Source organism: Dyella sp. SG562 (assembly GCF_011759495.1).
In the GTDB taxonomy this organism is placed as follows: domain Bacteria; phylum Pseudomonadota; class Gammaproteobacteria; order Xanthomonadales; family Rhodanobacteraceae; genus Dyella_D; species Dyella_D marensis.
Genome location: NZ_JAAOYS010000008.1, coordinates 229,383 through 252,769, shown reverse-complemented (window position 1 = coordinate 252,769; position 23,387 = coordinate 229,383). Strand labels below are relative to the sequence as shown.

Annotated in this window: 20 protein-coding genes; 9 read left to right on the top strand and 11 right to left on the bottom strand. The window is 67.3% G+C overall.

Features of this window, described 5'->3' with window-relative positions; all coding sequences use genetic code 11:
- Entirely contained in the window at window positions 1-1,935 is a 1,935-nt protein-coding gene (locus FHW84_RS16100) for a PAS domain-containing hybrid sensor histidine kinase/response regulator (protein WP_167256983.1), read from the top strand.
- Window positions 1,936-2,050: 115 nt separating this feature from the next.
- Here FHW84_RS16100 and FHW84_RS16095 read toward each other — a convergent pair whose 3' ends face one another.
- A complete protein-coding gene (locus FHW84_RS16095; RefSeq protein ID WP_167256982.1) occupies window positions 2,051-2,245 on the bottom strand; it encodes a hypothetical protein in 195 nt (64 codons plus the stop codon).
- Window positions 2,246-2,395: 150 nt separating this feature from the next.
- On the opposite strand from FHW84_RS16095, the gene FHW84_RS16090 reads away from it, so the two are divergent.
- On the top strand, window positions 2,396-2,710 hold the full coding sequence (locus FHW84_RS16090) for a BON domain-containing protein (RefSeq protein WP_167256981.1): 315 nt from the start codon (window positions 2,396-2,398) through the stop codon (window positions 2,708-2,710).
- A gap of 3 nt (window positions 2,711-2,713) precedes the next feature.
- Here FHW84_RS16090 and FHW84_RS16085 read toward each other — a convergent pair whose 3' ends face one another.
- On the bottom strand, window positions 2,714-3,097 hold the full coding sequence (locus FHW84_RS16085; protein ID WP_167256980.1) for a hypothetical protein: 384 nt from the start codon (window positions 3,095-3,097) through the stop codon (window positions 2,714-2,716).
- A 258-nt stretch (window positions 3,098-3,355) separates the two neighbouring features.
- On the opposite strand from FHW84_RS16085, the gene FHW84_RS16080 reads away from it, so the two are divergent.
- Window positions 3,356-4,690 (top strand): sigma-54 dependent transcriptional regulator, encoded by a 1,335-nt coding sequence (locus tag FHW84_RS16080; RefSeq protein ID WP_167256979.1) that lies wholly within the window; start codon window positions 3,356-3,358, stop codon window positions 4,688-4,690.
- Window positions 4,691-4,956: 266 nt separating this feature from the next.
- Here FHW84_RS16080 and FHW84_RS16075 read toward each other — a convergent pair whose 3' ends face one another.
- The gene (locus FHW84_RS16075; RefSeq protein ID WP_208399825.1) at window positions 4,957-5,109 is read right to left on the bottom strand and encodes a DUF3309 family protein; all 153 of its coding nucleotides are present in this window, start codon (window positions 5,107-5,109) and stop codon (window positions 4,957-4,959) included.
- 108 nt (window positions 5,110-5,217) lie between these two features.
- Here FHW84_RS16075 and FHW84_RS16070 point away from each other — a divergent pair, with 108 nt between their 5' ends.
- Window positions 5,218-5,670 carry a PA2169 family four-helix-bundle protein gene (locus tag FHW84_RS16070; RefSeq protein ID WP_167256977.1) on the top strand — a complete coding sequence of 151 codons (453 nt, stop codon included), beginning with the start codon at window positions 5,218-5,220 and terminating at the stop codon, window positions 5,668-5,670.
- 128 nt (window positions 5,671-5,798) lie between these two features.
- On the opposite strand, the gene ligD is transcribed toward FHW84_RS16070, so the two are convergent.
- Window positions 5,799-8,363, bottom strand: a complete 2,565-nt coding sequence (gene ligD, locus FHW84_RS16065; RefSeq protein ID WP_167256976.1) for a DNA ligase D — start codon at window positions 8,361-8,363, stop codon at window positions 5,799-5,801.
- A 173-nt stretch (window positions 8,364-8,536) separates the two neighbouring features.
- Here ligD and FHW84_RS16060 point away from each other — a divergent pair, with 173 nt between their 5' ends.
- Window positions 8,537-9,442 carry a Ku protein gene (locus FHW84_RS16060; protein WP_167256975.1) on the top strand — a complete coding sequence of 302 codons (906 nt, stop codon included), beginning with the start codon at window positions 8,537-8,539 and terminating at the stop codon, window positions 9,440-9,442.
- Between the two features lie 124 nt (window positions 9,443-9,566).
- On the opposite strand, the gene FHW84_RS16055 is transcribed toward FHW84_RS16060, so the two are convergent.
- A complete protein-coding gene (locus FHW84_RS16055; RefSeq protein WP_167256974.1) occupies window positions 9,567-10,409 on the bottom strand; it encodes an outer membrane beta-barrel protein in 843 nt (280 codons plus the stop codon).
- A gap of 209 nt (window positions 10,410-10,618) precedes the next feature.
- Between FHW84_RS16055 and FHW84_RS16050 the strand changes: the two genes are divergently transcribed.
- The 4 genes from FHW84_RS16050 (at window position 10,619) to FHW84_RS16035 (ending at window position 14,323) form a co-directional block, all read left to right on the top strand.
- Window positions 10,619-12,403, top strand: coding sequence for a thiamine pyrophosphate-requiring protein (locus FHW84_RS16050; RefSeq protein ID WP_167256973.1), 1,785 nt, complete (start codon window positions 10,619-10,621; stop codon window positions 12,401-12,403).
- 15 nt (window positions 12,404-12,418) lie between these two features.
- The gene (locus tag FHW84_RS16045) at window positions 12,419-12,580 is read left to right on the top strand and encodes a hypothetical protein (protein ID WP_167256972.1); all 162 of its coding nucleotides are present in this window, start codon (window positions 12,419-12,421) and stop codon (window positions 12,578-12,580) included.
- A gap of 12 nt (window positions 12,581-12,592) precedes the next feature.
- Window positions 12,593-13,465 (top strand): DUF72 domain-containing protein, encoded by an 873-nt coding sequence (locus tag FHW84_RS16040; RefSeq protein WP_167256971.1) that lies wholly within the window; start codon window positions 12,593-12,595, stop codon window positions 13,463-13,465.
- A gap of 399 nt (window positions 13,466-13,864) precedes the next feature.
- Complete coding sequence (locus tag FHW84_RS16035) at window positions 13,865-14,323, top strand: hypothetical protein (protein ID WP_167256970.1); 459 nt, start codon at window positions 13,865-13,867, stop codon at window positions 14,321-14,323.
- Between the two features lie 646 nt (window positions 14,324-14,969).
- Here FHW84_RS16035 and FHW84_RS16030 read toward each other — a convergent pair.
- The 6 genes from FHW84_RS16030 to FHW84_RS16005 all read right to left on the bottom strand — a co-directional run bounded on the left by FHW84_RS16030 (window position 14,970) and on the right by FHW84_RS16005 (window position 23,310).
- Window positions 14,970-16,625: an MASE1 domain-containing protein gene (locus FHW84_RS16030; RefSeq protein WP_167256969.1), complete on the bottom strand. Its 1,656-nt coding sequence runs from the start codon at window positions 16,623-16,625 to the stop codon at window positions 14,970-14,972.
- Window positions 16,626-17,277: 652 nt separating this feature from the next.
- Window positions 17,278-18,432 carry an ABC transporter ATP-binding protein gene (locus FHW84_RS16025; RefSeq protein WP_167256968.1) on the bottom strand — a complete coding sequence of 385 codons (1,155 nt, stop codon included), beginning with the start codon at window positions 18,430-18,432 and terminating at the stop codon, window positions 17,278-17,280.
- Window positions 18,429-19,325 carry a sulfate ABC transporter permease subunit CysW gene (gene cysW / locus FHW84_RS16020; protein WP_167256967.1) on the bottom strand — a complete coding sequence of 299 codons (897 nt, stop codon included), beginning with the start codon at window positions 19,323-19,325 and terminating at the stop codon, window positions 18,429-18,431. Before cysW ends, FHW84_RS16025 begins: the two co-directional genes overlap by 4 nt.
- Entirely contained in the window at window positions 19,325-20,149 is an 825-nt protein-coding gene (gene cysT, locus FHW84_RS16015; RefSeq protein WP_167256966.1) for a sulfate ABC transporter permease subunit CysT, read from the bottom strand. Before cysT ends, cysW begins: the two co-directional genes overlap by 1 nt.
- A gap of 4 nt (window positions 20,150-20,153) precedes the next feature.
- Complete coding sequence (locus tag FHW84_RS16010; RefSeq protein ID WP_208399824.1) at window positions 20,154-21,137, bottom strand: sulfate ABC transporter substrate-binding protein; 984 nt, start codon at window positions 21,135-21,137, stop codon at window positions 20,154-20,156.
- A gap of 295 nt (window positions 21,138-21,432) precedes the next feature.
- Window positions 21,433-23,310: a S8 family serine peptidase gene (locus tag FHW84_RS16005; protein ID WP_167256965.1), complete on the bottom strand. Its 1,878-nt coding sequence runs from the start codon at window positions 23,308-23,310 to the stop codon at window positions 21,433-21,435.
- Window positions 23,311-23,387 lie beyond the last annotated feature (77 nt).

Sequence of the window (23,387 nt, the reverse complement as noted above, 5' to 3'; positions counted from 1 at the left end):
GTGCCGACCGCCACCCCGCTTTCCTACGAACTGCTCGTGCATTCGATCGTCGACTACGCGATCTACATGCTGGACGCGCACGGCCGCATCGTCAGCTGGAACAAGGGCGCTGAACGCATCCTGGGCTACCGGCCGGACGAGGTGATCGGCCAGTCCGCCGCCATGTTCTACCCGGCCGCCGAACGCCGCGCCCACCGCGAGGAATATGCGCTGGCCATTGCCGCGCGCGTCGGCCGCCATGCGGAGGAAGCCTGGCGCGTGCGCAAGAACGGCCATCGCTTCTGGGCCTACGTGGCGCTGGACGCGATCCGCGACGAGCACGGCGAACTGATCGGCTACGCCAAGATGCTGCGCGACATGACCGACCGGCGCATGGCCGAGGAAAAACTGCGCGAGAGCGAGCGGCGCTTCCGCCTGTTCGTCAACAGCGTGTCGGACTGCGCGATCTGCATGCTCAACGTGGAAGGCCTGGTCACCGAATGGAACCACGGCGTGCGGCGGGTCAACGGTTTCCAGGCCGAGGACGTGGTCGGCCGCCACTACGCCACGTTCTTCGCGCCGGAGGACGTCGAAACCGGCCTGCCGCGGCGGCTGCTGGACGAAGCACGCGCCGAAGGCAAGGCCGCCGCCGAATGCCTGCAGATGCGCAGCGACGGCAGCCGCTTCGAGGCCTGCGTGATCGTCGACGCGGTGCACGACCAGTCCAACCGGCTGCTCGGCTTCGCCCTGGTGATCCGCGACGTGAGCGAGCGCCGCGACAGCGAGCGGCATCTGGAAGAGGCGCGCGCACAGCTGTTCCAGGCGCAGAAGATCGAGGCGCTGGGCCAGCTGACCAGCGGCATCGCGCACGACTTCAACAATCTGCTACAGGGGATCATCGGCTCGCTGGAAGTGGCCAGGCTGCGCGCGGGCCAGGGCGTGCTGCCGGACACCGTGCGCTTTATCGACAACGCGCACAGCGCCGCCGACCGCGCCGCCACCCTCACCCACCGCCTGCTGGCGTTCGCGCGGCGCCAGCCGCTGGTGACGCGCTCGGTGGACGTGCGCGAATCGATCCTGGGCATGGAACAGCTGCTGCGCCAGACCATCGGCGAGTCGATCACGCTGCGCCTGGATTTCCCGCGCGAACCCTGCCTGGTGCTGTGCGACCCGCATCATTTCGAAAGCTCCCTGCTCAACCTGGCGATCAATGCGCGCGACGCCATGCGCGACGGCGGCCTGCTCGCCATCACCATCGGCCAGCTCGACAACGCCGGCAGCCCGCCGCAGGTGCCGCATCTGGCCCGCGGCCGCTACGTGGCCATCGCGATCAGCGACAACGGCTGCGGCATGGACGAGGCCACGCTCAAGCGCGCGATGGATCCGTTCTTCACCACCAAGCCCAAGGACCATGGCACCGGCCTTGGGCTGTCGATGGTGTACGGCTTCGCGGTGCAGTCCGGCGGCAGCGTGCGCATACGCAGCGAACCGGGCCGCGGCACCACGGTGACGCTTTACCTGCCCACCGGCCAGGCCACCGAGAGCGTCGCCGTGCCGGAGCCGCCGCGGCCGCGCAAGCTCGAAGGCCAGCCGACCATCCTGCTGGTGGAGGACGAACCGGCCGTGCGCGAACCGGTGGCGCTGCGCCTGCGCGAGATGGGCTTCGCGGTGATCGAGGCGGACAACGGCTACCGCGGGCTGGAGATCCTGCGTTCACCGCAGCCGCTGGACCTGGCCATCGCCGACATCGGCCTGCCCGGCATCAACGGCCGCATGATGATCGACAAGGCACCGCCGCACCGGCAGGGCCTGCGCGTGCTGTTCACTACCGGCTATGCGGATTCGTGGGTGCTGCAGCAGGGGCCGCCGCTGCGGGAAGGCATGGACATGCTGACCAAGCCGTTCGATATGGGCGCCTTGCTCAGCAAGATCTACACGCTGGCCGGAGTCGATTGAAGCCAGGCGCTTGGCCGGCATCTCCCGTCATGCCGGCGCAGGCCTGCATGACTTAAGGGATGCGACGCCCGGGCAGTCCGGCATGACGAAGGAACGCAACGCCGGCGCACGCCAGCTAGTCGTCGTCCTTCGGCGCCTTCGCCGGCACGAACGGCGACACCGGATCGCTGGCCGGGAAGGTCTCCTCCAGGGAGTGGTCCTGGTTCTCGCTTTCCTTGCGCTTGCGCGCCGCGCGTTCGGCTTCGGTTTCCGGCGCCGTCTCGGGCGAGTCCATCGGGTGGCGCGTGTCTTTGCGGTCACGATCGTTCATGGCGAGGTTCCTCCGCAGGCGGCCGCAGGATGAAGCGGCACGCGTGAAACAGGCATGCAATCGGGCGCGCCGCCACGTGAACGCGGCGGGCACGCCGGCATTGGCATGGCGTATGCGTGCCGATGCGGCACAGGCCATCGGGAGAACGCCATGAAACCATCGCAGCGCGATCCGCGCGACGAACCCGGCGATCCGGCCGGCCATGCAGGCGAACAGGGGCCGCGCCGCGCGCAGCCGGACGACGAAGACATCCTCCACACCATCTGCGAACGCCTCGCCGGCGATGCCGACGTGGACGCCAGCGAGATCGACGTCAGCGTGCGCGATGGCCGCGTGCTGCTGGCCGGCATGGTGCCCTCGCGCCAGACACGGCGCGATGCGGAAGCGATCGCCGAAAGCGCACGCGGCGTGCACGAAGTGGAGAACCGGCTGAAGGTGGAGAGCGAGGACACGCCGCCGTTCTGACGCTCAGATCACCAGCCAGCGCAGGCCCAGCTTGTGCAGGGAGCGCACCACGCCGCGCGCGTCGAACGGCACCGGCGAGGCGGCGCCCGCACCCGGCGACGACCACACTGAAGCCATCAGCCGGCCGCCGATGCTGTGCAGCGCGAAGACCGGATAGGCCGGCAACGGACGCGCCGCATCGCCGGCCAGGTATTCGCTGCAGGCCTCGGTGGGGACGATCAGGAAGGCGATCTCCCACGGATGCTGCCTGCGCCATGGCGCGAGATCGTCGAGGCTGCGCAGGTGCACCATGGGGTTGCGCAAGCCGGCCTCGCGCAGGCGTTGCGCCGCGCGTTCCACCTCGCCGCGCGCATCGGGTACCAGCATCACTACGGGTAATTCGGACATCGCCTCTCCTGCGCGCGCGGCAAACGCACCGCTTCCTGCGCAGCAAACGGTGTGCCATCGGATCACGGATGCTGTGTCGGCCCGTCCACGCGATTTAGACGAGGTGTGCACCCGAGCCCATGCACCATCGATAGCGCACGACACACCTCTTCCGCGGAACGCCCCGGTTTCCGCGGCATTCCGGCGACGCCCGGCCGCACGGCGGCGCGCCTCGCCGGCTCACGCCCGCTTGAGAACTCCATGACATCCATTGCACCCATGATCTTGCTGGTCGACGACGATCCCGGATGCCTGCAGGCGACGACGGCCCACGCGAAACTCAAGGGTTGCAAGGTGATCTCCGCCGCCAGTTTCGCCGCGGCGAGCGATGCGGCCACGGCGCATACCTACGACCTGGCTTTGATCGATGTCTCCCTGCCCGACGGCAATGGCCTGGACCTGCTCGAACGCATCGCACTGTCGCGCCATGGCCAGGCCATCGTGCTTACCGGCTTCCCCACGGTGGACACGGCGATCCGCACGGTGCGGCTGCCCGCGGCGGACTACCTGGTCAAGCCGATCCGCGGCGACAAGCTCGAGGAACTGCTGGATCGCGCGCGTGCCAGCGCCGCCCTGCGCCAGGCTGGCGAAGGCCAGCAGACGCACTGCGGCGCGCTGATCGGGCATAGCCGCGCGATGCGCGCGGTGTTCGAGAAGATCGAGCGTGTGGCACCGATGGACATAACCGTACTGATCCACGGCGAGAGCGGCACCGGCAAGGAACTGGCCGCGCGCGCCGTGCATGAACTGAGCGGGCGCAAGGGCCGCTTCGTGGCGGTGAACTGCGGCGCGGTGGCGCCGGAGCTGCTGCCCAGCGAGATGTTCGGCCACGAGCGCGGCAGCTTTACCGGAGCGGTGCGCGACCATGCCGGCTATTTCGAACAGGCCGAGGGCGGCACCTTGTTCCTGGACGAATTCACCGAGATGCCGCTGGCGCTGCAGACGCATCTGCTGCGCGTGCTGGAGGAACGGCGCGTCACCCGCGTCGGCTCGAACAAGAGCCAGCCGGTGGACGTGCGCGTGGTGGCGGCCTGCAACCGCGTGCCGGCGGGGGCGGTCGACCAGGGCCTGCTGCGCCAGGACCTGTACTACCGGCTGATGGACTTTCCCATCCGCATGCCGGCGCTGCGCGAGCATCCGGACGACATTCCCTATGTCGCGGCGCACCTGCTGGAGCGGCTCAACGAGCGCTATGGCACCAACAAGCAGTTTTCCGCCGACGCCATGACGCGGCTGCTGGCGCACCATTGGCCCGGCAATGTGCGCGAACTCCGCCACGTGATCCAGCGCGCCTTCGTGCTGGCGGAAGATTCGATCGACATACCCGCGTCGCTGCAGGCGATGGACGCGCCGCTGCGCGACCGCACCCGCTTCGACATGCACGTGGGCATGTCGCTGGAGGAAATGGAAAAGCGCGCGCTGCTCGGCACGCTGGAGTACTTCAACTACGACAAGGCGCGCACCGCCGACGTGCTGGGCATCAGCCTCAAGACCATCTACAACAAGCTCGCCCGCTACGCGTCGACCGACGACGAGCTGGCACACAAGCCCTAGGTGCGGCACCAGGCCATGACGAGCCTCCCTGTTCCCGCCGGTGAACGCATGGTCGACAGCGCGTCGCCACGCCGTGTCCGCCGGCCCGGCCGGCGCGAGAGCCGGCGTGTAATTTCTTCCTTCGCTTGCACTTACTACCAGCAGCGCGCAGCCATCCGCGCGGCCGCGCGCCGCCCTGGCGCCAACGACGCGCTGGCGAACGCTGGCATGGATGTTGCGATACCCGATGCGGCGGCACTGCCGCCGCATCGGCGAGGCGTGAGGGTTCACAGCACGCCCATCAGGAGCAGCACGATCACGATGATCAGCAGTACGCCGAGTCCGCCGCTGGGCCCGTAACCCCAGGCACGGCTGTAGGGCCAGGCCGGCACGGCACCGATCAGCAACAGAACGAGCACGATCAAGAGGATCATCGACAACGACATGACGTTTCTCCTGTCTTCGGTGGCAGCTTGAACGCAGCAGCAACCGTGCCATGCGGCGCCGTCCGCCACCGGACATTCATCCCCCCTTAGCGGAGACTATCCATGACTGCCACCAACCAGCACGACGTCAAGGTTCTCAACGACCTCATCGCCACCACGCTCGACAGCGCCGACGGCTACGCCGAAGCGTCCAAGGACGCCAAGAGCTCGCAGTTGGCCAGCCTGTTCCGCGACCGCGCGGCCGAGCGCGAACAGGTGGTGGGCAAGCTGCAGCAACGCGTGGCCTTCCTCGGCGGCAAGCCGGAGGACAGCGGCACCGTACTGGCCTCGGCGCATCGGGTATTCACCAATCTGCGCAACAGCCTGAGCAAGAGCGACGCGGCGGTGATCGACGAGGTCGAACGCGGCGAGGACCACATCAAGCACAAGTTCGAGCACGCGCTGGAGGATGGCGAGGTGACGCAGGATACGAAGGCCATCATCGCCGACGCGAATATCTCGGTGCGCAGCGGACACGATCAGATGAGCCGGATGAAGCACATGCTGCATTCGTAAGCACGGCACCCGCTACGCATGGCGTGGGTTGGGGTGAGCCAAAGGCGAACCCCAACGTGCCCGGCACCGGGAACACCGCGTTGGGGTTCGCTGCGCTCACCCCAACCTACGGCGGACCGCGAGATCGGTTACATCGACAGCAGGCTTGCATCGATATCCTCGATGCCCTGCTCGATCTCGCCGAAGCCCTCCCACGGATCCTTGCGCTGCCGCTTCAGCCGCTGCACGGCCGTGCGGATATCGAACGCATCGCCGCCTTTCAATTTCCCCAGCTCGTCCCAGCGCAGCGGCATCGCCACCGGCGCGCCCTTGCGCGCGCGCAGCGAGTACGAGGCGATGCTGGTCGAGCCGCGGGCATTGCGCAGGTAGTCGACGAAGATCAGCCCTTCGCGGCGGCTCTTGCTGGCCTGGGCGATGAATTCGTCCGGCCAGGCGCGCGCCAGGGCATCGGCGAACGCATGCGCGAAGCCCTTGACCTGCGCCCACGCGCAGGCCGGGCGCAACGGCACCACCACGTGCAGGCCCTTGCCGCCGGTGGTGCGCAGGAAAGACGCCAGGCCCACCTGCCCCAGCAGCTTGCGCACCAGGCGGGCGGCCGCCACCACGCGCGGCCACTTCACGTCGGGCGCGGGGTCGAGGTCGAACACCATCACGTCGGCGTGCTCCGGATCGCTGGCCAGCGCACCCCAGGGATGGAATTCGAGGACGCCGAACTGCACCAGCTCCATCACCGCCTCCGCGTCGTCGGGGCATAGATAGATCGCGCTGTCGCCGCGCTGTTCTTTCAGCTTCGCGCCGCGCACGTGGTGCAGGCCTTTCATCATGTGCTTCTGGAAGAAGCAGTCGCCCGCGGTGCCTTCGGGGCAGCGCAGCACCGAGACCGGCCGGCCGGCCACGCCCGGCAGAAACACCGGCATCACGGACTGGTAGTAATCGGCGACGTCCTGCTTGGTGATGCCCAGGTCGGCATAGATCACGCGCTCGGGATGGGTGATGGTCACCATGGCTGGCTCCTGCGCGGACGAGGCGCCGCGCCTGCGTTTCGATGGCCTGGCCGATGCGGCGGATGCGCGCTCGCGCTCGCCCTCGCCCTGGCCCAGGTCGCCGATGTCCTTGTCCAGGCGCACCGTCTTGAGGCTGGGCTGGCGCAACAGGCCGTGGTTGCCGTAGCCGCGAAAATACACCTCCACCACCACGGCGGGCGCCACCCACGTGGCCTGGCGCAGCAGGGGATCGATGGTGTCCTGTTCCACCGGCGGCGATTTGCGTATGTGCCGACGCAGTTGCGCGGCTATCTGCCGCAGCTGCTCCGCGCCAAAACCGGTGCCCACGCGGCCGGCGAAATCCCAGCCGCCCTTGGCATTGGGCCGGCCCAGCAGCAGCGAACCGAAACCCTCGCGCGTCCCCTTGCCCGGGGTGTAGCCGACTACCGCGAACTCGTCGCTTTGCATCAGCTTGGACTTGCGCCAGTCGTCGCCGCGGCCGCCGCGGTACGGCGAGTCGGCCAGCTTGGAGACGATGCCTTCGACCTTCCATTTTTCGGCCAGCTGCAACATGCCCTCGCCGCCCCCGGTGTGGTGGGCGCTGAACAGCAGCTGGTGCTGCGTATCGGGCGCGGCGGCCAGCAGGCGCTGCAGCAGCTGCTTGCGCTCGTGCAGCGGCACGCGGCTGAGGTCGTGGCCCTGCAGATGGATCAGGTCGAAGATCGCGTACATCAGCGGCGCGCGCGATTCGCCGGACAGCACCTGCTGCAGCGTGCCGAAGTCGCTGTGCCCATGGCGGATGGCGATCAGCTCGCCGTCCAGGCGCGCGCTGTCCAGGCCCAGCAGCTCCAGCGCATGCACGATGGCCGGCACGCGGCCGGTCCAGGCGATGCGGTTGCGCGACCACAAGGTGACTTCGCCGTCGGCGATGGCGGCGAGCAGGCGGTAGCCGTCCCATTTCACTTCGTGCAGCCACTGGTCGCCGCGGGGCGGCTGTTCGACCAGGCGGCACAGTTCCGGCGCGAAGTATTCGGCCTGGATGGCGGCCTTGCGCGCACCCGGCAGCGCGGCGGCCTGCTTGGCCAGCGTGGCGAGCGAGGCGCGCCGGGCGGTGCGCTGGCGGCTGGCCTTGGCATGCTTCGCCGCGGCGGGTACCGCTTTCGCTGTCTTCTTCGCCATGCCTTTCTTCGCGCTCTTGCTCGCCGCCGGCCCGGCTGCCTCGCCGTCCTCGACCGCATAGCGGTCGTGCGCCTTGATCAGGAACCACGACGGTTGCCGCTCCTTGCGGTGCCCGCGCACCAGATGCCAGCTGCCTTTCAGCCGCTGCCCATGCAAGGTGAAATGCAAATGCCCCTTGCGCAGCTGCTGGTCGACATCGCCCTCGGCGGACCACACGCCGCGGTCGTAGCAATCCACGTGGCCGGCACCGTAGTTGCCTTCGGGAATATCGCCTTCGAAATCCGCGTAGGCCAGCGGATGGTCTTCCACCTCCACCGCCAGGCGCTTTACCGAAGGATCGAAGCTGGGTTCCTTCGGCACCGCCCAGCTCTTCAGCACGCCGTCGATCTCCAGGCGGAAGTCGTAGTGCAGCCGCCGCGCCGCGTGCTTCTGCACCACGAAGATGCTGCCGCCGGCCTTGGCGCGCGCCGTGGGCGGCGGCTCGGCGGTGTGCCGGAAGTTGCGCTTGCGTCGATATTCCTGAAGTTTCATGGCGGGACCGGCCGGCGCCGGCGCCGCGCCGGCAGTGGGGCCAGCCTAGTGCTGCGGCTGTGACCATAAGGTTGATAGCCGGCATCGGTACAGCGGACACGCAGCGGTCACGCCCGCTTTACCCGTGCCACGCTTTGCTGCGATCCCCCTTCCGCTATCCGGGTGGCCCCGCCATGCCTCGTCCGATCTGGAACGGCTCGCTTTCGTTCGGCCTGTTGAATATCCCGATGTCGCTGATGCCCGCGGAGCGCAACGTGGACCTGCATTTCCGCATGCTGGACGGACGCAACAACGCGCCGATCCGCTATGAGCGCGTCAATACCGAGACCGGCGAGGAAGTGCCGTGGAAAGACATCGTGCGCGCCTTCGAATACAAGAAAGGCAGCTATGTGGTGCTGGAGCCGGAGGACGTGCAGGCCGCCCGCTCGGAAAGCAAGGAGATGGTGGAGATCGAGGCGTTCGTCGAGGCCGATGCCGTGGGGCCGGAGTATGTCGAGAAGCCCTACGTGCTGGTGCCGGCGAAAAAAGCCGAGAAAGGCTATGTACTGCTGCGCGAGATCCTGGCGCGCACCGGCCGGGTGGGCATCGCGCGGGTGGTGATCCGCTCGCGCGAATACCTGTGCGAGGTGGTGCCGCGCGACAAGGCGCTGTACCTGATGCTGCTGCGCTATCCGCAGGAGATCGTCGACGCCAGCGAGTACAGCATTCCGGACCAGGCACCCTCGCATTACCGCATCTCTGCGCGCGAGATGGACATGGCCGAGCAGCTGATCGAGGCGATGAGTACGAAGTGGAAAGCCGACGATTACAAGGACGAATACCGCGACCGGCTGAAGAAGACCATCGAGAAGCGGATGAAGTCCAAGGGCGTGGTCACGCCGGTGGAACGGGAGGAAGAGCCGGCCGAGGAAACGGCGACCAATGTGGTGGACTTCATGTCGCTGCTGCAGAAGAGCTTGTCGGATAACAAGCGGACGCCGGCGGCGAAGAAAGCGCCAGCCAAGAAGGCGGCGGCGAGGTCGAAGCAGAAAGCCCCGGCGAAGAAGGCGGCAAAGCGGGCCGGCCATCGGCGGCGCTGAAAGAACACAGCGCCGCACGGCGTAGGTTGGGGTGAGCCAAAGGCGAACCCCAACAATGCGACCACGATGCAATGCGTTGGGGTTCGCCTCTGGCTCACCCCAACCTACGCGCGAAGGTAGCGTTTCAGAAACGCAGCCGCAGGAACAGCGAAGGCCCATTGACCTTCATATCCAGCTGGTCGTCATACGCATTGTGGCGCTGCTTGATCTTGATCTTGGTGTAGCCGTACTCCGCGCCCACGCCGACGTTCTTCCAGGGAAACCATTCCAGCCCGACCGCCCCGTTGTAGATATGGCCACCCAGCTTGCCGCCGTTCTTCTTCACGCCCGAGGCATCCACATACAGGCGGAACTGGTCGTTGATCGCATAGCGCCAGCCCAGCTGCAGCATCGGCGCCCAGGCGTTGTCGTCGCTCTTGGCGGTGGCCTGCGCCGTCTGCCCGAGCACGGTTGCCTCGCCGCTCAGCCGCGTACTGACGCCGTAGTACGCGGCGCCGACACCGAGGCCGAATACGCCATTGCCGCTGCCGAACCACCAGTGATATGCGGCGCTGCCGAAATCGAAATTCAATTTGCCGCTGACCTTGGCCGAAGCGCCATACGTCACGCCGCGATAATCGATGGCGCGGGCGATATAGCGCGTCTCCTCGCGATTGATCGTGTAGTAATCGAACGAGAAGCCCTGGTGCTCGCCGAGCAGCACGTCGACGCGTGCGCGCGGGCTGAGCTTGTGATCGGGAAAACCGAGGTCGTCTTCCAGATTGATATGGCCGCGGACCAGGTTATTGCGGTCGTTCGCGCTGATTCTGGTATCCGTGTTGGCATAGAAGCCGCCCAGCCACACGCTGACGTTATCCAGCGCGGGCGATTGCTGCGCAGCGGCGGCGCCGCTGCCGCAGGCGAGCAGCACGGCGGCCGAGAGCTTGGCTGCGACGCGGACGTTCGAGCGCCGGTTCCGTTCGTTCATGCGTGGACTCCTGATGTCGAGGTGCGCTGGAAATCTAGTCAGAACGAAGTCGACATCATGTTGGTCGACCGTGAAGAGCGCGACGACATTGCGTATGGCAAAGAACGTGCGATGAATGCGGCTGCTCGCCAGCGCATGCTTCGCGTGCAACAGCCCGTTCACGGGCGCGTGCCGCGGACTTGAACCGTGCGTGCCCATACTGCGGCAGCATGCATACCGTCGGCGATTTCATTCTCGAACGCCTCAGCGACTGGGGCATCAAGCGCGTGTTCGGTTATCCGGGCGACGGCATCAACGGCTTGATGGGCGCGATGGGCCGCGCCGCGGACCGCTTCGACTACGTGCGTGTGCGCCACGAGGAAATGGCGGCGTTCATGGCCTGCGGGCACGCGAAGTTCACCGGACAGATCGGCGTATGCCTGGCCACGTCAGGGCCGGGCGCCATCCATCTGCTCAATGGCCTTTACGACGCGCGGCTGGACCATATGCCGGTGCTGGCCATCGTCGGCCAGCAGGCACGCTCGGCGCTGGGCAGCGACTACCAGCAGGAAGTGGATCTGCAATCGCTGTTCAAGGACGTCGCCAACTACGTGGAAACCGTCACCACGCCAGCGCAGGTGCGCCACGTGCTGGACCGCGCGATCTGCATCGCGCAGGCCGAACGTGCCGTTGCGGTGGTGGTGGTGCCGCACGATCTGCAACTGCTGCCTGCCGTGCCCAGTCCGCCGCGCAAGCATGGCAACGTGTATTCCGGCGTCGGCCTTGCCCTGCCCCATCCGCAACCGACGGCCATGGAAATGGAGCGCGCCGCCTCGGTGATCAATGCAGGCCAGCGCGTCGCCATCCTGGTCGGCGCGGGCGCACTTGACGCGTCGGCGGAAGTGCGCGAGCTGGCCGAACGGCTCGATGCCGGCGTGGCCAAGGCATTGCTGGGCAAGACCGTGTTGCCGGACGATCTGCCTTACGTGACCGGCCCGATCGGCCTGCTCGGCAGCAAGCCGAGCTGGGCGCTGATGAACGGTTGCGACACGCTGCTGATGATCGGCACCACGTTCCCGTATTCGGAATTCCTGCCGCCGGACGGCCAGGCGCGCGCGGTGCAGATCGATATCGCGCCGCGCAACATGTCGCTGCGCTACCCGGCGGAAGTGAACCTGGTAGGCGATGCGGCCGCGACGATCCGCCGCCTGCTGCCATTGCTGCGCGAGAAGCGCAATCCGGACTGGCGCGAGCGCATCGAATTGAACGTGCGCAAATGGTGGCGCCTGCTGGAAGACCGCGCCATGGCGCCGGCTACGCCGATCAACCCGCAACGCGTGTTCTGGGAGTTGTCCGCGCACTTGCCCGACAACGTCATCGTCTGCGGCGATTGCGGTTCGCACACCGGCTGGTTCGCGCGCGACGTGAAGCTGCGCGATGGCATGCTCGCCTCCCTCTCCGGCGGCCTGGCCACCATGGGCGGCGGCGTGCCTTATGCGATCGCCGCGAAGATGGCCTGGCCGGACCGGCCGGTGCTGGCCATCGTCGGCGACGGCGCGATGCAGATGAACGGCAATGCCGAACTGGTCACCGTCAAGCAGTACTGCAAGCGCTGGAGCGATCCGCGTTTCGTGGTGCTGGTGGTGTCCAACCGCGATCTGAACCAGGTGACCTGGGAACAGCGCGCGCTGGCCGGCGATCCGAAATTCGACGCGGCGCAGGACGTCGAACCGTTCCCTTATGCGCGCTACGGCGAGCTGCTGGGATTTCGCGGCCTGTGCGTGGATCGCCCCGAGCAGATCGCCGAGGCGTGGCGCGCCGCCTTCGCGGCGGACGGCCCGGTGGTGATCCAGGCCGAGACCGATCCGGACGTGCCGCCGCTGCCGCCGCACGTGAACTGGGAGCAGGCCCGCCACTACCTGAGCGCCCTGGCCGGCGGCGATACCGACCGCGCCGGCGTGGTGCGCCAGACGGCGCGCCAGGTGCTGGCCGGCCTGTTCGGCGCCGAAGATTGAAGCGAGGTACCTCACATGCCCAAACCACCCGCCAACCGCCCGCACGGCAGCGGCGACCGCAACGTCAACGCCGTGGCCCGCCAGGACCGTAAAGGCCAGAAGGACCGCGACCGCAAGATCCGTGAAGGCGAGAAAGCCACCGACAAGGCGGCCAAGCGCGACACCGGCGTGCGCTAGCGAGGCCCGCGCATGGCCAAGGCGCGCATCGGCATCTCGGGCTGGCGCTATGCGCCATGGCGTGGCGTGTTCTATCCGGACGACCTGCCGCAGCGCGAGGAGCTTGCCTACGCTTCGCGCCAGCTCGCCAGCATCGAGATCAATGGCTCGTTCTACAGCCTGCAGCGTCCGTCCAGCTATGCGCGCTGGCGTGACGACACGCCGCGCGGCTTCGTCTTCGCGGTGAAGGCGCCGCGCTATGTGACGCATATGCGGCGCCTGCGCAACGCCGAACAGGGCCTGGCGAATTTCTTCGCCTCCGGGGTGCTGTGCCTGCGCGAGAAGCTGGGACCGATCCTGTGGCAGCTGCCGCCGAGCCTGCGTTATGACGAGGGCGTGCTGGAAGCGTTTCTCGCGCAATTGCCGAAGGACACCGAAAGCGCCGCCGCCTTGGCGCGGCGCCATGCGGATCTGCCGGCATCGAAAACCGCCTGGGAGACGGATCGGCGGCGGCGCCTGCGCCATGCGATGGAAGTCAGGCACGAGAGCTTCCGCGACCCGGCCTTTATCGCGCAATTGCGCCGGCATGGCGTGGCGCTGGTGGTAGCCGATACGGCGAAGCGCTGGCCCCTGCTGGAAGACGTCACCGCCGGCTTCATGTATCTGCGCCTGCATGGCGACAAGAAGCTTTACGCCAGCGGTTATTCGCCTGCGGCGCTGCGCGCATGGAGCGCGCGGCTGCAGGCATGGATGCGTGGCGCGCAGCCGCGCGATGCAAGGCTTGCATCGCCCGACAGCAAACCGCCGAAGCGCGCCGCGCGCGATGTGTATGTGTATTTCGACAATGACCAGAAAGTGCGTGCGCCATTCGATGCGATGGCCTTGGCCAAGCGGATGAAGCGCTGATTTTCAGGAAGGGGGAATGGGGATTAATGCGTTTATCTCTAATGGCGGGGCGTGTTCTCGCGCCGCCTTGATTGCTGGGATATTCGAGTGGATTTCGGGGTACATTTTCTCTGGGTGAAATATCGATGATTATGAGGTGAAATGGGAATAATCGTTACGAAACGAACCAAGTATTAATTCCCGCTTTTCACAAAGCTCAATGGCGACAGGCCCTCGGATTCACGTGAACTTGGCGAAGTTTTGATCAATCTTTTGACGCAGTTCACATTTTGCCACTTGTAGCTTCCCGCCCGGAAGCGCAAACCACAGCACAGTGCCACGCCGTGGTGCTGGTTGAAATCAGATGCTTTATTACGGCATCTTTCTAAAATTCACAGTTTGCAAATGGAGGGGACGCATATGCGGCATCTGCCGACTTTCGGTTTCAAGGCGCTCGCAGCTATCGCGCTGCTGGCGGGAATGGCGGTCAGCGCACCTGCCATCGCAGCCAATCAGAATGGCCTGGGCCAATCCTGGCCGAATGCACAAGACGTGAGTTCGAGTCCGCGCTGGCACGTCTATGTATTCGAACGCAACGGCATTCGCTACGTACAGATCAACGACCTCAACGGCAATGTGCGCGCCGCCTTCGCCGCCCAGGGCGGCAGCTTCCTGGTCCTGCCCATCGGCACCGACGCCTCCCGCGTCGCCACACCCCAAGACCCGCAGCCCGCTCCCGCGAACACGCAGGGCGAGATCGTCTACCAGGACAACGACGTCAAGGTGCAGGTGACCCCGCAGGCGAACAGCGTGATGACGATGCAGGCGGTGGATTCGACTTGCAGCGATCCGGTGGAGTGCAGTTCGCGCGTGAACTGAGCTAATTGTTTTGAAGCAATGTTATGGGCGCGGGTGAAAACACCCGCGCCCATGTTTTTGTGCAGGAATGCAATCACAACGCACACAACCCGAGCGAGGGCGAAGCCCGATGCTCAGTGTGCTTTCGCAGTTGATCTTGATCTTGATCTTGATCTACCGGGCCCCTTGGCGCCGGCGGTGAGGGCTGGACGAAAAGGCCCCGCAGGGGGCGGGGACACGATGTCCCCGCCTTTTTGATCAGGGCATGGATGCCCTGTCAAAAAGCCCGGCCAGCCCTCACGGACCCTCAGCAGCTGCGCTGCTGAGGGCGCCAAGCAGGGTGCCCTTCTCTTTGCTTACTTTCTCTTGGGCACGCAAGAGAAAGTAAGTCGGGCCGCGGCAGCGGCACGAAACACTCGCCGTAGGCGAGACTCACCAACGTCAACGCGACAACCGCGCGATACCGTCACTGGATGATTCGCTTCGCTCACCCCTTCGGGGCCGCCCTGCGGGCGTTCTTCGCGCTACGCGCTCGTCCGGCCTACGCCGGAATGACGAGGATTGGAGGGTGCGGTGAACTCAGCCCCCCCGCCCCTCTCCACGAAGAGGAGAGGGACACATACTCAGCACTCGCAAGGCGAAAAAAAGCCGCCGCAGGCCCTAACCCTCAGGGTGCGGACACCCGCGCCCCATCCACCCGCCCCCGCAAGGCATCGTGCAACAACACCGTCACCCGCAACCCCAGCGGATTCTCCCGCACATGCGCATCGCCACCATAAATCTGCGCACGCTCGCGGATCGTCTCGATCCCCTGCCCGCTGGTGCCCAGCAGCGACATCGCCTTCTTCCACTGGTCCTGCGCCAGGCGCATCCCGCCATCGGTGGCCGACGCGCGATGGCAATCCATGCGCATCACCACCCAGCGCATGCCCTGGCTGTGGCCGCCGCGGATCACCAGGTCCACATGGCGCGTGGCCTGGCGACTCAGCGCGTACACCAGCGATTCGCCGGCCAGGCGGTACAGCGTCATGTGCACGTCGGAGGCCAGATGCTCGAGATCCTGGCCCACCAATTCGCATTCGTAGGTAGCGCCGATCGCGGCCGCGGCCATCGCCACCGGTCCGTCGCGCAGCTGCACCGTCGAGGTCTCGCCCTGCTCGCGCCACACGCGCGGATACAGCGCATTGGTGAGGCGATGCATCTCGTGCTGGGCCAAGGCGGCCTGCCGCGTATAGGCACGCTCTTCGTTGGCGGGGATGCGGTCGCGCAAATGGTCGAGCAGGCGGTTCTGCATGTCGCGCATGGACTGGCGCACCTGCTCCAGCGCCTCGGCCGCATGCTTCATGCGCAGCTCTTCCTGGTACAGGCCCTGCTGCGCGAGCAGCAGGCCGTATTCGCGGTCGACGCGCTCGCGCTGCACACTGGCTTCGCCGCTGGCGGTCTGCGCCAGGCGCGTGCCGAGCATCAGCAAGGTGGAGATGGCGAAGGCGATGATCGCCTGCGCCTGGATCACCGAAGGATCGCGCACGATGGTGGAGGTGAGCGCCACCGCGCAGCTGGCCGCGGCGCCGCCGAAAGCCGCACCGCGCCAGCCATGGCGCAGGGTGAGCCAGGCCACCGGCACGAACATCGCGATGCGGCAGACCTGCATGGCATCCGCGTTCTCGCTGGCGTAGCCGATGCCGGCCAGTGCCGTGAGCGGCAGCAGCAGGCTCATCGCGCCGTCGCGCAGCAGACCGCTGCGGCGCAGCGATGCCCAGGCCACAGCCGGACGCGTACCGGCCAGCCAGCCGCGCACGGCGAGCGCCAGCGGGGCCAGGGTCAGCGCGCCGAGGTAATTGCCCAGGAAGTAACCGAACACGATGCGCGCAGTGATCGCCGGCGCGGGCTGCCCCGCGGGCATGTGCACCGAGGCCAGCGCGGCGACATTGCCGGCAGCCGTGAGCACGGCGCAGGCCAGAGCCGCGGTCAGCACGGCAGGAATATCGACGCGCCCATCCGCCTGCACGACCATGGTGCGGCGGCGGAACCAGGCCATGAAAGGCGCGCACAGCGCCATCGGCGGGAAGGCGGCGAAGCTCGCCCAGGCCCAGCCGAACATGCCGTGGCTGAGCCAGGCCTGGTAAGCGACGGGCATCGCCTCGCCGAGCACCAGCGCGGGCCAGTAACGCATGGGCACCAGCAGCAGCGCGGCAAGGCGCAGGCTGGCGGGCAGGTTCCAGTTGGATACCGAAACACTGCGCAGCAAGACGTACGCGGCGGCATAGCCGACGGCCACCAGCAGGTGGCGCCACCATACGAACCGGATCGATTCCTCCTGCATAGCCTCCCTCCCCGTCGTCGCCATCGTCCTCCGACCGTTTGCGTCGGCCGCCTGTGCTCAATCGTTGATCGCCACCCCTGCGCCGCTCGCCTCCCCGGCGTCCTGCTCTCCGGCGGCAAGGGCATCAAGCTGCAATGATCGAACGAAAAAGCCCGCGGGTTACGTCGTCGGACCGGTAACAAAGAAGCAAGTCTTGAAATGTGTGATGCGCTTCACGCTCGATTGGTGGCGTGAGCTGGGCGAGAGATCGAGCCCTAAGAAGTATCTACTGCGTAAAACCCACCGCGTCCGGACGCTTATTTTGCCACGCGCCAGCGGTCAACGTCAGTGTGCATCGGTTATCTGTCTTGCGGATGACGTAAGAAAGAAGCGTGCCATGGCGGACGGCTAGACCATTGGTCATAGGAATAATTCCAGTCCAGTCCTATTCGTCATGAAAAGACGTCTATCCGCCTGGGCGGATGCAAGCCCCTTGAAAGACTGGCCGCCAAATTTCCAGCGTTTCCTGGTGAATTCACCCAGAAATCTCAGGAAACACGGACGCCGCGCCTCACGGTGGGCAACGCCCACCCGCCGCGATGGTGGACATGCGGCCAAAACCGACCCTATGCGGCACCCTGCCGCAGCTTCGCGGGGAAGCGTGCCAGTCCGCTCAGGCCTTGCGGTGCAGCCAGGCGGCGAAGTCGATCGGGTGCGAATCGGTGTGCGGGCCTGCGGGCGCCGGCACGAAGCGGTGGCGGCGGGCGCCGGCGGCAGCGTCGGTGAACAGGGTGAATTCACGCGGCTGGACCGTCACCACGTCCCCAACGGCAAGGGCGTGCGCCGCTACCTCGGCGGCGTTCCATTCGGCCTCCAGCACCAGGCCTTCGCCATGCATCGCCAGCCGGGCACGGGCCACCGGGCCAGCCAGGTCCAGGTGCTGCAGCCGGCCGCTCCATCCGGCCAGGCCGCGGGAGGCGAGCGCCAGATGTTCCGGCCGCAGCCAGGCTTCGACTTCGCGGCCGGCGAGCTCGGCCGGCAACTCGCCCTGGAATACGTGTCCGCCCAGATGCAGGCGGTCGCGCTCGACGTGGCCGCGAAGCCGGTTGGCGCGGCCGACGAAGCCGTGCACGAACGGTGTGGCCGGCTCGCGATAGATCTCGCCTGGCGTGCCGACCTGTTCGATGCGTCCGCGATTCATCACCACCACCCGGTCGGCCAGTTCCAGCGCCTCGTCCTGATCGTGCGTGACCAGCACCGTGGTGAGGCCGAGCGAACGCTGCAGCTCGCGCAGCCACAGGCGCAGCGTGCCGCGTACCTGGGCGTCGAGCGCACCGAAGGGTTCGTCGAGCAGGAGCAGCGACGGCTCCACCGCGAGGGCACGCGCCAGGGCGACGCGCTGGCGCTGGCCGCCGGAAAGCTGGGCCGGATAGCGGCGGCCCAGTTCCTCCAGCTGCACGCGGCGCAGCAGGTCGTCCACGCGCGCGGCGATGTCGCGGCGCGAGGGCCTGCGCGCACGCGGCCGCACGCGCAGGCCGAAGGCGATGTTGTCCGCCACGGTCATGTGCGGGAACAGTGCGTAATGCTGGAACACGAGACCGATATCGCGGCGCTGGGCCGGCAGCGCGAGCAGGTCGGTGCCATCGCGCAGCACGTCGCCGCGGTCCGGATCGTCCAGGCCGGCGAGGATGCGCAGCAGGCTGCTCTTGCCGGAACCGGACGGCCCCAGCAGCGCAACGAATTCACCCTCGGCGATGTCGAGCGAGAAATCGTCCAGCGCGGCGAAGGCGCCGTAGCGGCGGGTGAGCTGGCGGATCGAAAGACTCATGCGGAAGACTCGGAACGTCGGGGGGAGTGCGCCAGTTCGCCGCCATGGCGCGATTCCATCAGCCACTTGGCCAGCAGCGTGACCAGTCCCAGGCAGGCCAGCAGCGAAGCCAGCGCGAAGGACGAAGCGATCGCGCTGTCGCTGCCGCCGTTGTAGACCTGGTCCACCTGCAGCGGCAGCGTATTGGTGAGGCCGGGGAGATGTCCCGACACCACCGATACGGCGCCGAACTCGCCCATGCTGCGCGCGGTGCACAGCAGCACGCCGTACAGCAGGGCCCAGCGGATTCTGGGCAAGGTGACGCGGAAAAAGATCTGCCAGCCACCGGCGCCGAGCGTACGGGCCGCCAGTTCCTCGTCGCTGCCCTGCGCCTGCATCAACGGGATCAGCTCGCGCGCGACGAACGGGAACGCCACGAACACCGTGGCCAGCACCAGGCCGGGCCAGGCGAAGATCACGCGCAGGCCGTGAGCCTCCAGCCAGCCGCCATACCAGCCGTGCACGCCGTAGACCAGCACGCAGACCAGGCCGGCGACCACCGGCGACACCGAGAACGGCAGGTCGATCAGGGCCTCCAGCAGCCCCTTGCCGCGGAACTGGTGGTGCGTCAGCAACCATGCGGCGGCCAGGCCGAACACGGTATTCGCCGGCACCGCGATGGCGGCGACGGTCAGCGTCAGGCGCACCGCGGCCAGCGCATCGGGGTCTGTCACGGCAGCGGCGAACACCGCCCAGCCCTTGGCGAAGGCCTCGGCGAATACCGCCAGCAGCGGCAGCACCAGCAGGCCGCCGACGCACAGCAAGGCGAGCACGATCAGCGTGGCGTGCCGCCAGCGTCCGCTGCGCGAACGGCTGGCGGGATGATGCACGGCATGGGCGGCGACGGCAGCCATCAGGACACCACGCTCCAGCGCCGGCTCCAGCGCTGCAGGCCGTTCACCGCCAGCAGCACCAGCAAGGACACGGCGAGCATCACCGCGCCCAGCAGCGCGGCCGGTGCGGTGTCGTCGCCGGCATCGATCTTCTGCACGATCAGCAGCGGCACGATTTCCGTGCGCATGGGCAGGTTGCCGGAGATGTAGATGACCGAACCGTATTCGCCCACCGCCCGCGCCAGCGCCAGCGCAAAGCCGGTGAGCAAGGTGGGCGCAAGCAGCGGCAGCAGCACGCGGCGGAAGCTCTGCCAGGGCGAGGCGCCGAGGGTAAGCGCGGCTTCTTCCACTTCGCGTTCCAGGCTTTCGATGACCGGCTGCAGGGTGCGCACCACGAACGGCAAACCGACGAAGACCATCGCCAGCAGCACGCCCAGCCGCGTATAGGCCACCTGCACGCCCAGCGGCTGCAGCAGGTGCCCGATCCAGCCATTGGGTGCGTACAGCGCGGTAAGCGCGATGCCGGCCACGGCGGTGGGCAGCGCGAAAGGCAGGTCGATCAGGGCATCGCATACGCGGCGCAGCGGGAAGCGGTAGCGCACCAGCACCCAGGCCAGCAGCAGGCCCAGCAGCAGGTCGATCGCGGCCGCCGCCAGCGCCCCGCCGAAACTCAATTGCAGGGCCAGCAACACCCGGCGCGTGCCCAGGTGCTGCCACCACAAGGACGGCCCCAGGCTGGCCGCCTTCCAGGCCAGCGCCGTCAGCGGCAGCAGCACGATCCCGCCCAGCCAGGCCAGGGTGACGCCCAGGCTGAGGCCGAATCCGGGCAAGGCGCGGCGGCTCATGGCCTCAGTGCCCCGCTTCGCTGAGCTGGTCGTAGATGCCGCCGTCGGCGAAATACGTGGCCTGCGCCTTGCGCCAGTCGCCGAACTGCTCGGCCAGGGTGAAGGTCTTCACCGGCGGAAAGGTCGAGCTGTACTTCGCCGCCGCGGCCGCATCGCGCGGGCGGTAGTAATGCCTGGCCACCAGGGCCTGGCCCTCCGGCGAGTACAGGAACTTGAGATAGGCCTCGGCCACCGCGCGGGTGCCGTGCTTGTCGACCACCTTGTCGACCACGGCCACCGGAGGTTCGGCCAGGATGGTCAGCGAGGGCACGACCACGTCGAACTTGTCCGCGCCCAGCTCCTGCCGGGCCTGCAGCGCCTCGCTCTCCCAGGCGATCAGCACGTCGCCGATGCCGCGCTGGACGAAGGTGTTGGTGGCGCCGCGCGCGCCGGTGTCCAGCACCGGCACGTGCTTGTAGAGCTGGGCCACGTAGGCGCGCGCCCTGTCCGCATTGCCGCCGGGCTGCCGCTGCGCCCAGCCCCAGGCGGCCAGGAAGTTCCAGCGGGCACCGCCGGAGGTCTTGGGATTGGGCGTGATCACCTGCACGCCGTCGCGGACCAGGTCGGGCCAGTCGCGGATGCCCTTGGGATTGCCCTTGCGCACCAGGAACACCACGGTCGAGGTGTAGGGCGTGCTGTGCTCGGGCAGGCGCGACTGCCAGTCCTTGGCCAGCAGGCCGCGGTCGGCCAGCACGTCGATGTCCCAGGCCAGGGCCAGGGTGACCACGTCCGCTTCCAGGCCGTCCTGCACCGCGCGCGACTGCTTGCCGGAGCCGCCGTTGGAGGTGGTGATGCGCAGATCCTTGCCGGTCTGGCGCTTCCAGGAGGCGGCGAAGGCGGTGTCGGCGTCCTTGTAGAGCTCGCGGGTGGGGTCGAAGGAGACGTTGAGCAGGCGCACGTCCTGCGCCTGGACGGTGGCGCCGAAAGCAAAGCCGGCGATGGCGAGCAGCAAGGTCGGGCCAAGGCGTTTCAAGGTCGGACTCCAATGGCGGATGGGGATGGCGTGGGCGCCTGCGCGCTCCACCCTGATGGCTTTGTCCCATGCCAAGCATTCAGAGAGCGTCAGTGGCGTGCTAGGGCGCCGTTGGTCCGGATGGACACGGGCAGGTTGCCGGGTTTTCGGCGGGCAACGAAATGATCGATGCGCATAAGCTCATACGTTCGGCCATATAGACATCCAGATCGAAAACCTGGCCGGACGAGCCCCGGCGGGAGCCAGGGCCCGCTGGCACGCGGCGCAATACTCAAAGTGCGTAGCTGCCCTGTACCGACAGATGGCTGGCCGCCTGCTTCGCGCGGACGCGCAGATACCAGGTGCCCGGCTGCGGCCGGCTTATCGCGATCGCTTCGTTATTGCCCGCGTGGTCCGAGGTGGCATCTGCGTTCGCGCCATCGACGGCTGGTGCGAGCCCGGATTTCAGATAAAGCGTTGCGTCCCCCTTCCCGCCCAGCGTACGCAGATGGAGATGGCGTGCACCGGCAGGAACCGTGATGGCGTAGAGCAGGCTCTGGTCCTGGGCGATGGATGGTTCCGAACGGAGCACGCCGCGTTCCAGCGGGATGACGGACTCGGCCGGGGCCGCGCTGCCCAAGGCTTTCATCACCGCCGCATACGCATCCAGAATGCCGGCGCCGATCGGCCGATCCGGTGCGACAGGGAAAGCCCGGGCCGTATCGACCAGCACTTTGCCCACCTGCTCCGCGTCCAGCGCGGGCAGGCCGGCCTGCTTCACGGCACCGATCACCAGCGCAGCGGCACCTGCCACATGGGCGGCAGCCAATGCCGTACCGCTGGATCCGCCATAGCCCGGATCGGCCGGCACCGTCGCTCCTTCGTTCGACAAGGACCAGATCAGATCCTTGGCACTGCCATCCGCCGCCTCGCCACCGCCCGGGGCAGCCAGCGCGACGCCCGAACCGAAGCTGGAGTTGCCGGCGCGCCCACCCCTGATGCCATTGGCGGCAACGGCAATGACACCCGGACAGCTCGCTGGAACCGCCAGGTCCACATCGCCGCCGAAATCGCCGGCGGGAGCGATCACGACCGCGCCGCGGAGACGGGCTTCCGCAATGGCGCTTTTCAGGCTGAAGGTTTCCGTGCAGCCGTCCTCGAAGCGGTCGCCGACGCCCAGGGTGATGACCTGCGCCGGATGCTTGTTGTCCGGCACGCCGCGGACGCGCCCTCCCGCGGCCCACACGATGGCATCGGTGATGTCCGATAGATAACCCGCACCGCAATGCCCTGCCACGCGGACCGGCAACACTTTCGCCCGATAGGCGATGCCCAGGTTTCCCGTGGGGCCGCCAGCCAGCCCTGCCACGATGCCGGCCGCCCGCGTGCCCTGCCAAGTGCTGGCTTCCCCACCCGGCTCATCGAAGCAGTCCTCGTATTCGGGCGTGTTGCTCCAGTCGCCCGGATCCCAGCCTCCCGCGGCGCGGCCATACTCGTCGCGGCCGGAGGTCAAGGGATCCCTGGTGAAGTCGTAACCGGCATCGGCCAGTGAAAGATCGAGTCCGGGGTGCTGCGTGATGCCTGTGTCGAGCACGGCGACGACGACGTCCTTGCCGTCGGCAAGCTCCCAGGCCTTCTCGACGTTGGCGCCGCCGCGCGGATCGCCGTAGTTCCACCGGGCCATGGGGAAAACATGATGGGAAGACATTCCACGCGGCGATACTTCAGCCGCAAGCCGCGAACCGTCCAGCGCATGCAGACGAATGTCGCGCTCGACATGCAGCACGGCGGGATCCGCCGCGATCGCGCGCATCAGCTTGCGTGCCTGCACGTCGTCCAGCGAATGCGATACGCCGATCAGGTCGCCGCCCGCGGCAAGTTTGCGCACGTAGCTGGCGTACAAGCGCCGAATGCCCAAGCCCAGGTCCTTGAACACGGCCTTGTCCAATCCGCTTCTGCTCACCGCCGCGCTCACGTTCTGCAGGGCGGCGCCCTGGTCGCGGACTTCGCTGCTGCCTTGCCGGTAGGTGACGATGAAGCGATCGGACGCGCTGGCCTGGCGGGACGCATCCATGCCGGCATGAAACCCATGCGCATGGAGCTGGGGAACCGATGCCGCCATCGCGGCGATGAGGGTCACGATCGGAAAGCCGATGAGATGTCGTTTCATGCGAATACCTCGGGAAAGGAGCCGGACAAGGTTCGGAGAGGTGGCCACGGCCGCGCGAAGACCTGCGGCTCCCGGTC

What these genes read in the sequence shown, in the direction of transcription:
- FHW84_RS16005 (WP_167256965.1), bottom strand. Translation starts at nt 23,310, where the DNA reads ATGAAACGACATCTCATCGGCTTTCCGATCGTGACCCTCATCGCCGCG.
- FHW84_RS16095 (WP_167256982.1), bottom strand. Translation starts at nt 2,245, where the DNA reads ATGAACGATCGTGACCGCAAAGACACGCGCCACCCGATGGACTCGCCC.
- FHW84_RS16035 (WP_167256970.1), top strand. Translation starts at nt 13,865, where the DNA reads ATGCGGCATCTGCCGACTTTCGGTTTCAAGGCGCTCGCAGCTATCGCG.
- FHW84_RS16060 (WP_167256975.1), top strand. Translation starts at nt 8,537, where the DNA reads ATGCCTCGTCCGATCTGGAACGGCTCGCTTTCGTTCGGCCTGTTGAAT.
- FHW84_RS16040 (WP_167256971.1), top strand. Translation starts at nt 12,593, where the DNA reads ATGGCCAAGGCGCGCATCGGCATCTCGGGCTGGCGCTATGCGCCATGG.
- cysW (WP_167256967.1), bottom strand. Translation starts at nt 19,325, where the DNA reads ATGGCTGCCGTCGCCGCCCATGCCGTGCATCATCCCGCCAGCCGTTCG.
- FHW84_RS16045 (WP_167256972.1), top strand. Translation starts at nt 12,419, where the DNA reads ATGCCCAAACCACCCGCCAACCGCCCGCACGGCAGCGGCGACCGCAAC.
- FHW84_RS16055 (WP_167256974.1), bottom strand. Translation starts at nt 10,409, where the DNA reads ATGAACGAACGGAACCGGCGCTCGAACGTCCGCGTCGCAGCCAAGCTC.
- FHW84_RS16030 (WP_167256969.1), bottom strand. Translation starts at nt 16,625, where the DNA reads ATGCAGGAGGAATCGATCCGGTTCGTATGGTGGCGCCACCTGCTGGTG.
- FHW84_RS16085 (WP_167256980.1), bottom strand. Translation starts at nt 3,097, where the DNA reads ATGTCCGAATTACCCGTAGTGATGCTGGTACCCGATGCGCGCGGCGAG.
- cysT (WP_167256966.1), bottom strand. Translation starts at nt 20,149, where the DNA reads ATGAGCCGCCGCGCCTTGCCCGGATTCGGCCTCAGCCTGGGCGTCACC.
- ligD (WP_167256976.1), bottom strand. Translation starts at nt 8,363, where the DNA reads ATGAAACTTCAGGAATATCGACGCAAGCGCAACTTCCGGCACACCGCC.
- FHW84_RS16025 (WP_167256968.1), bottom strand. Translation starts at nt 18,432, where the DNA reads ATGAGTCTTTCGATCCGCCAGCTCACCCGCCGCTACGGCGCCTTCGCC.
- FHW84_RS16090 (WP_167256981.1), top strand. Translation starts at nt 2,396, where the DNA reads ATGAAACCATCGCAGCGCGATCCGCGCGACGAACCCGGCGATCCGGCC.
- FHW84_RS16070 (WP_167256977.1), top strand. Translation starts at nt 5,218, where the DNA reads ATGACTGCCACCAACCAGCACGACGTCAAGGTTCTCAACGACCTCATC.
- FHW84_RS16050 (WP_167256973.1), top strand. Translation starts at nt 10,619, where the DNA reads ATGCATACCGTCGGCGATTTCATTCTCGAACGCCTCAGCGACTGGGGC.
- FHW84_RS16080 (WP_167256979.1), top strand. Translation starts at nt 3,356, where the DNA reads ATGATCTTGCTGGTCGACGACGATCCCGGATGCCTGCAGGCGACGACG.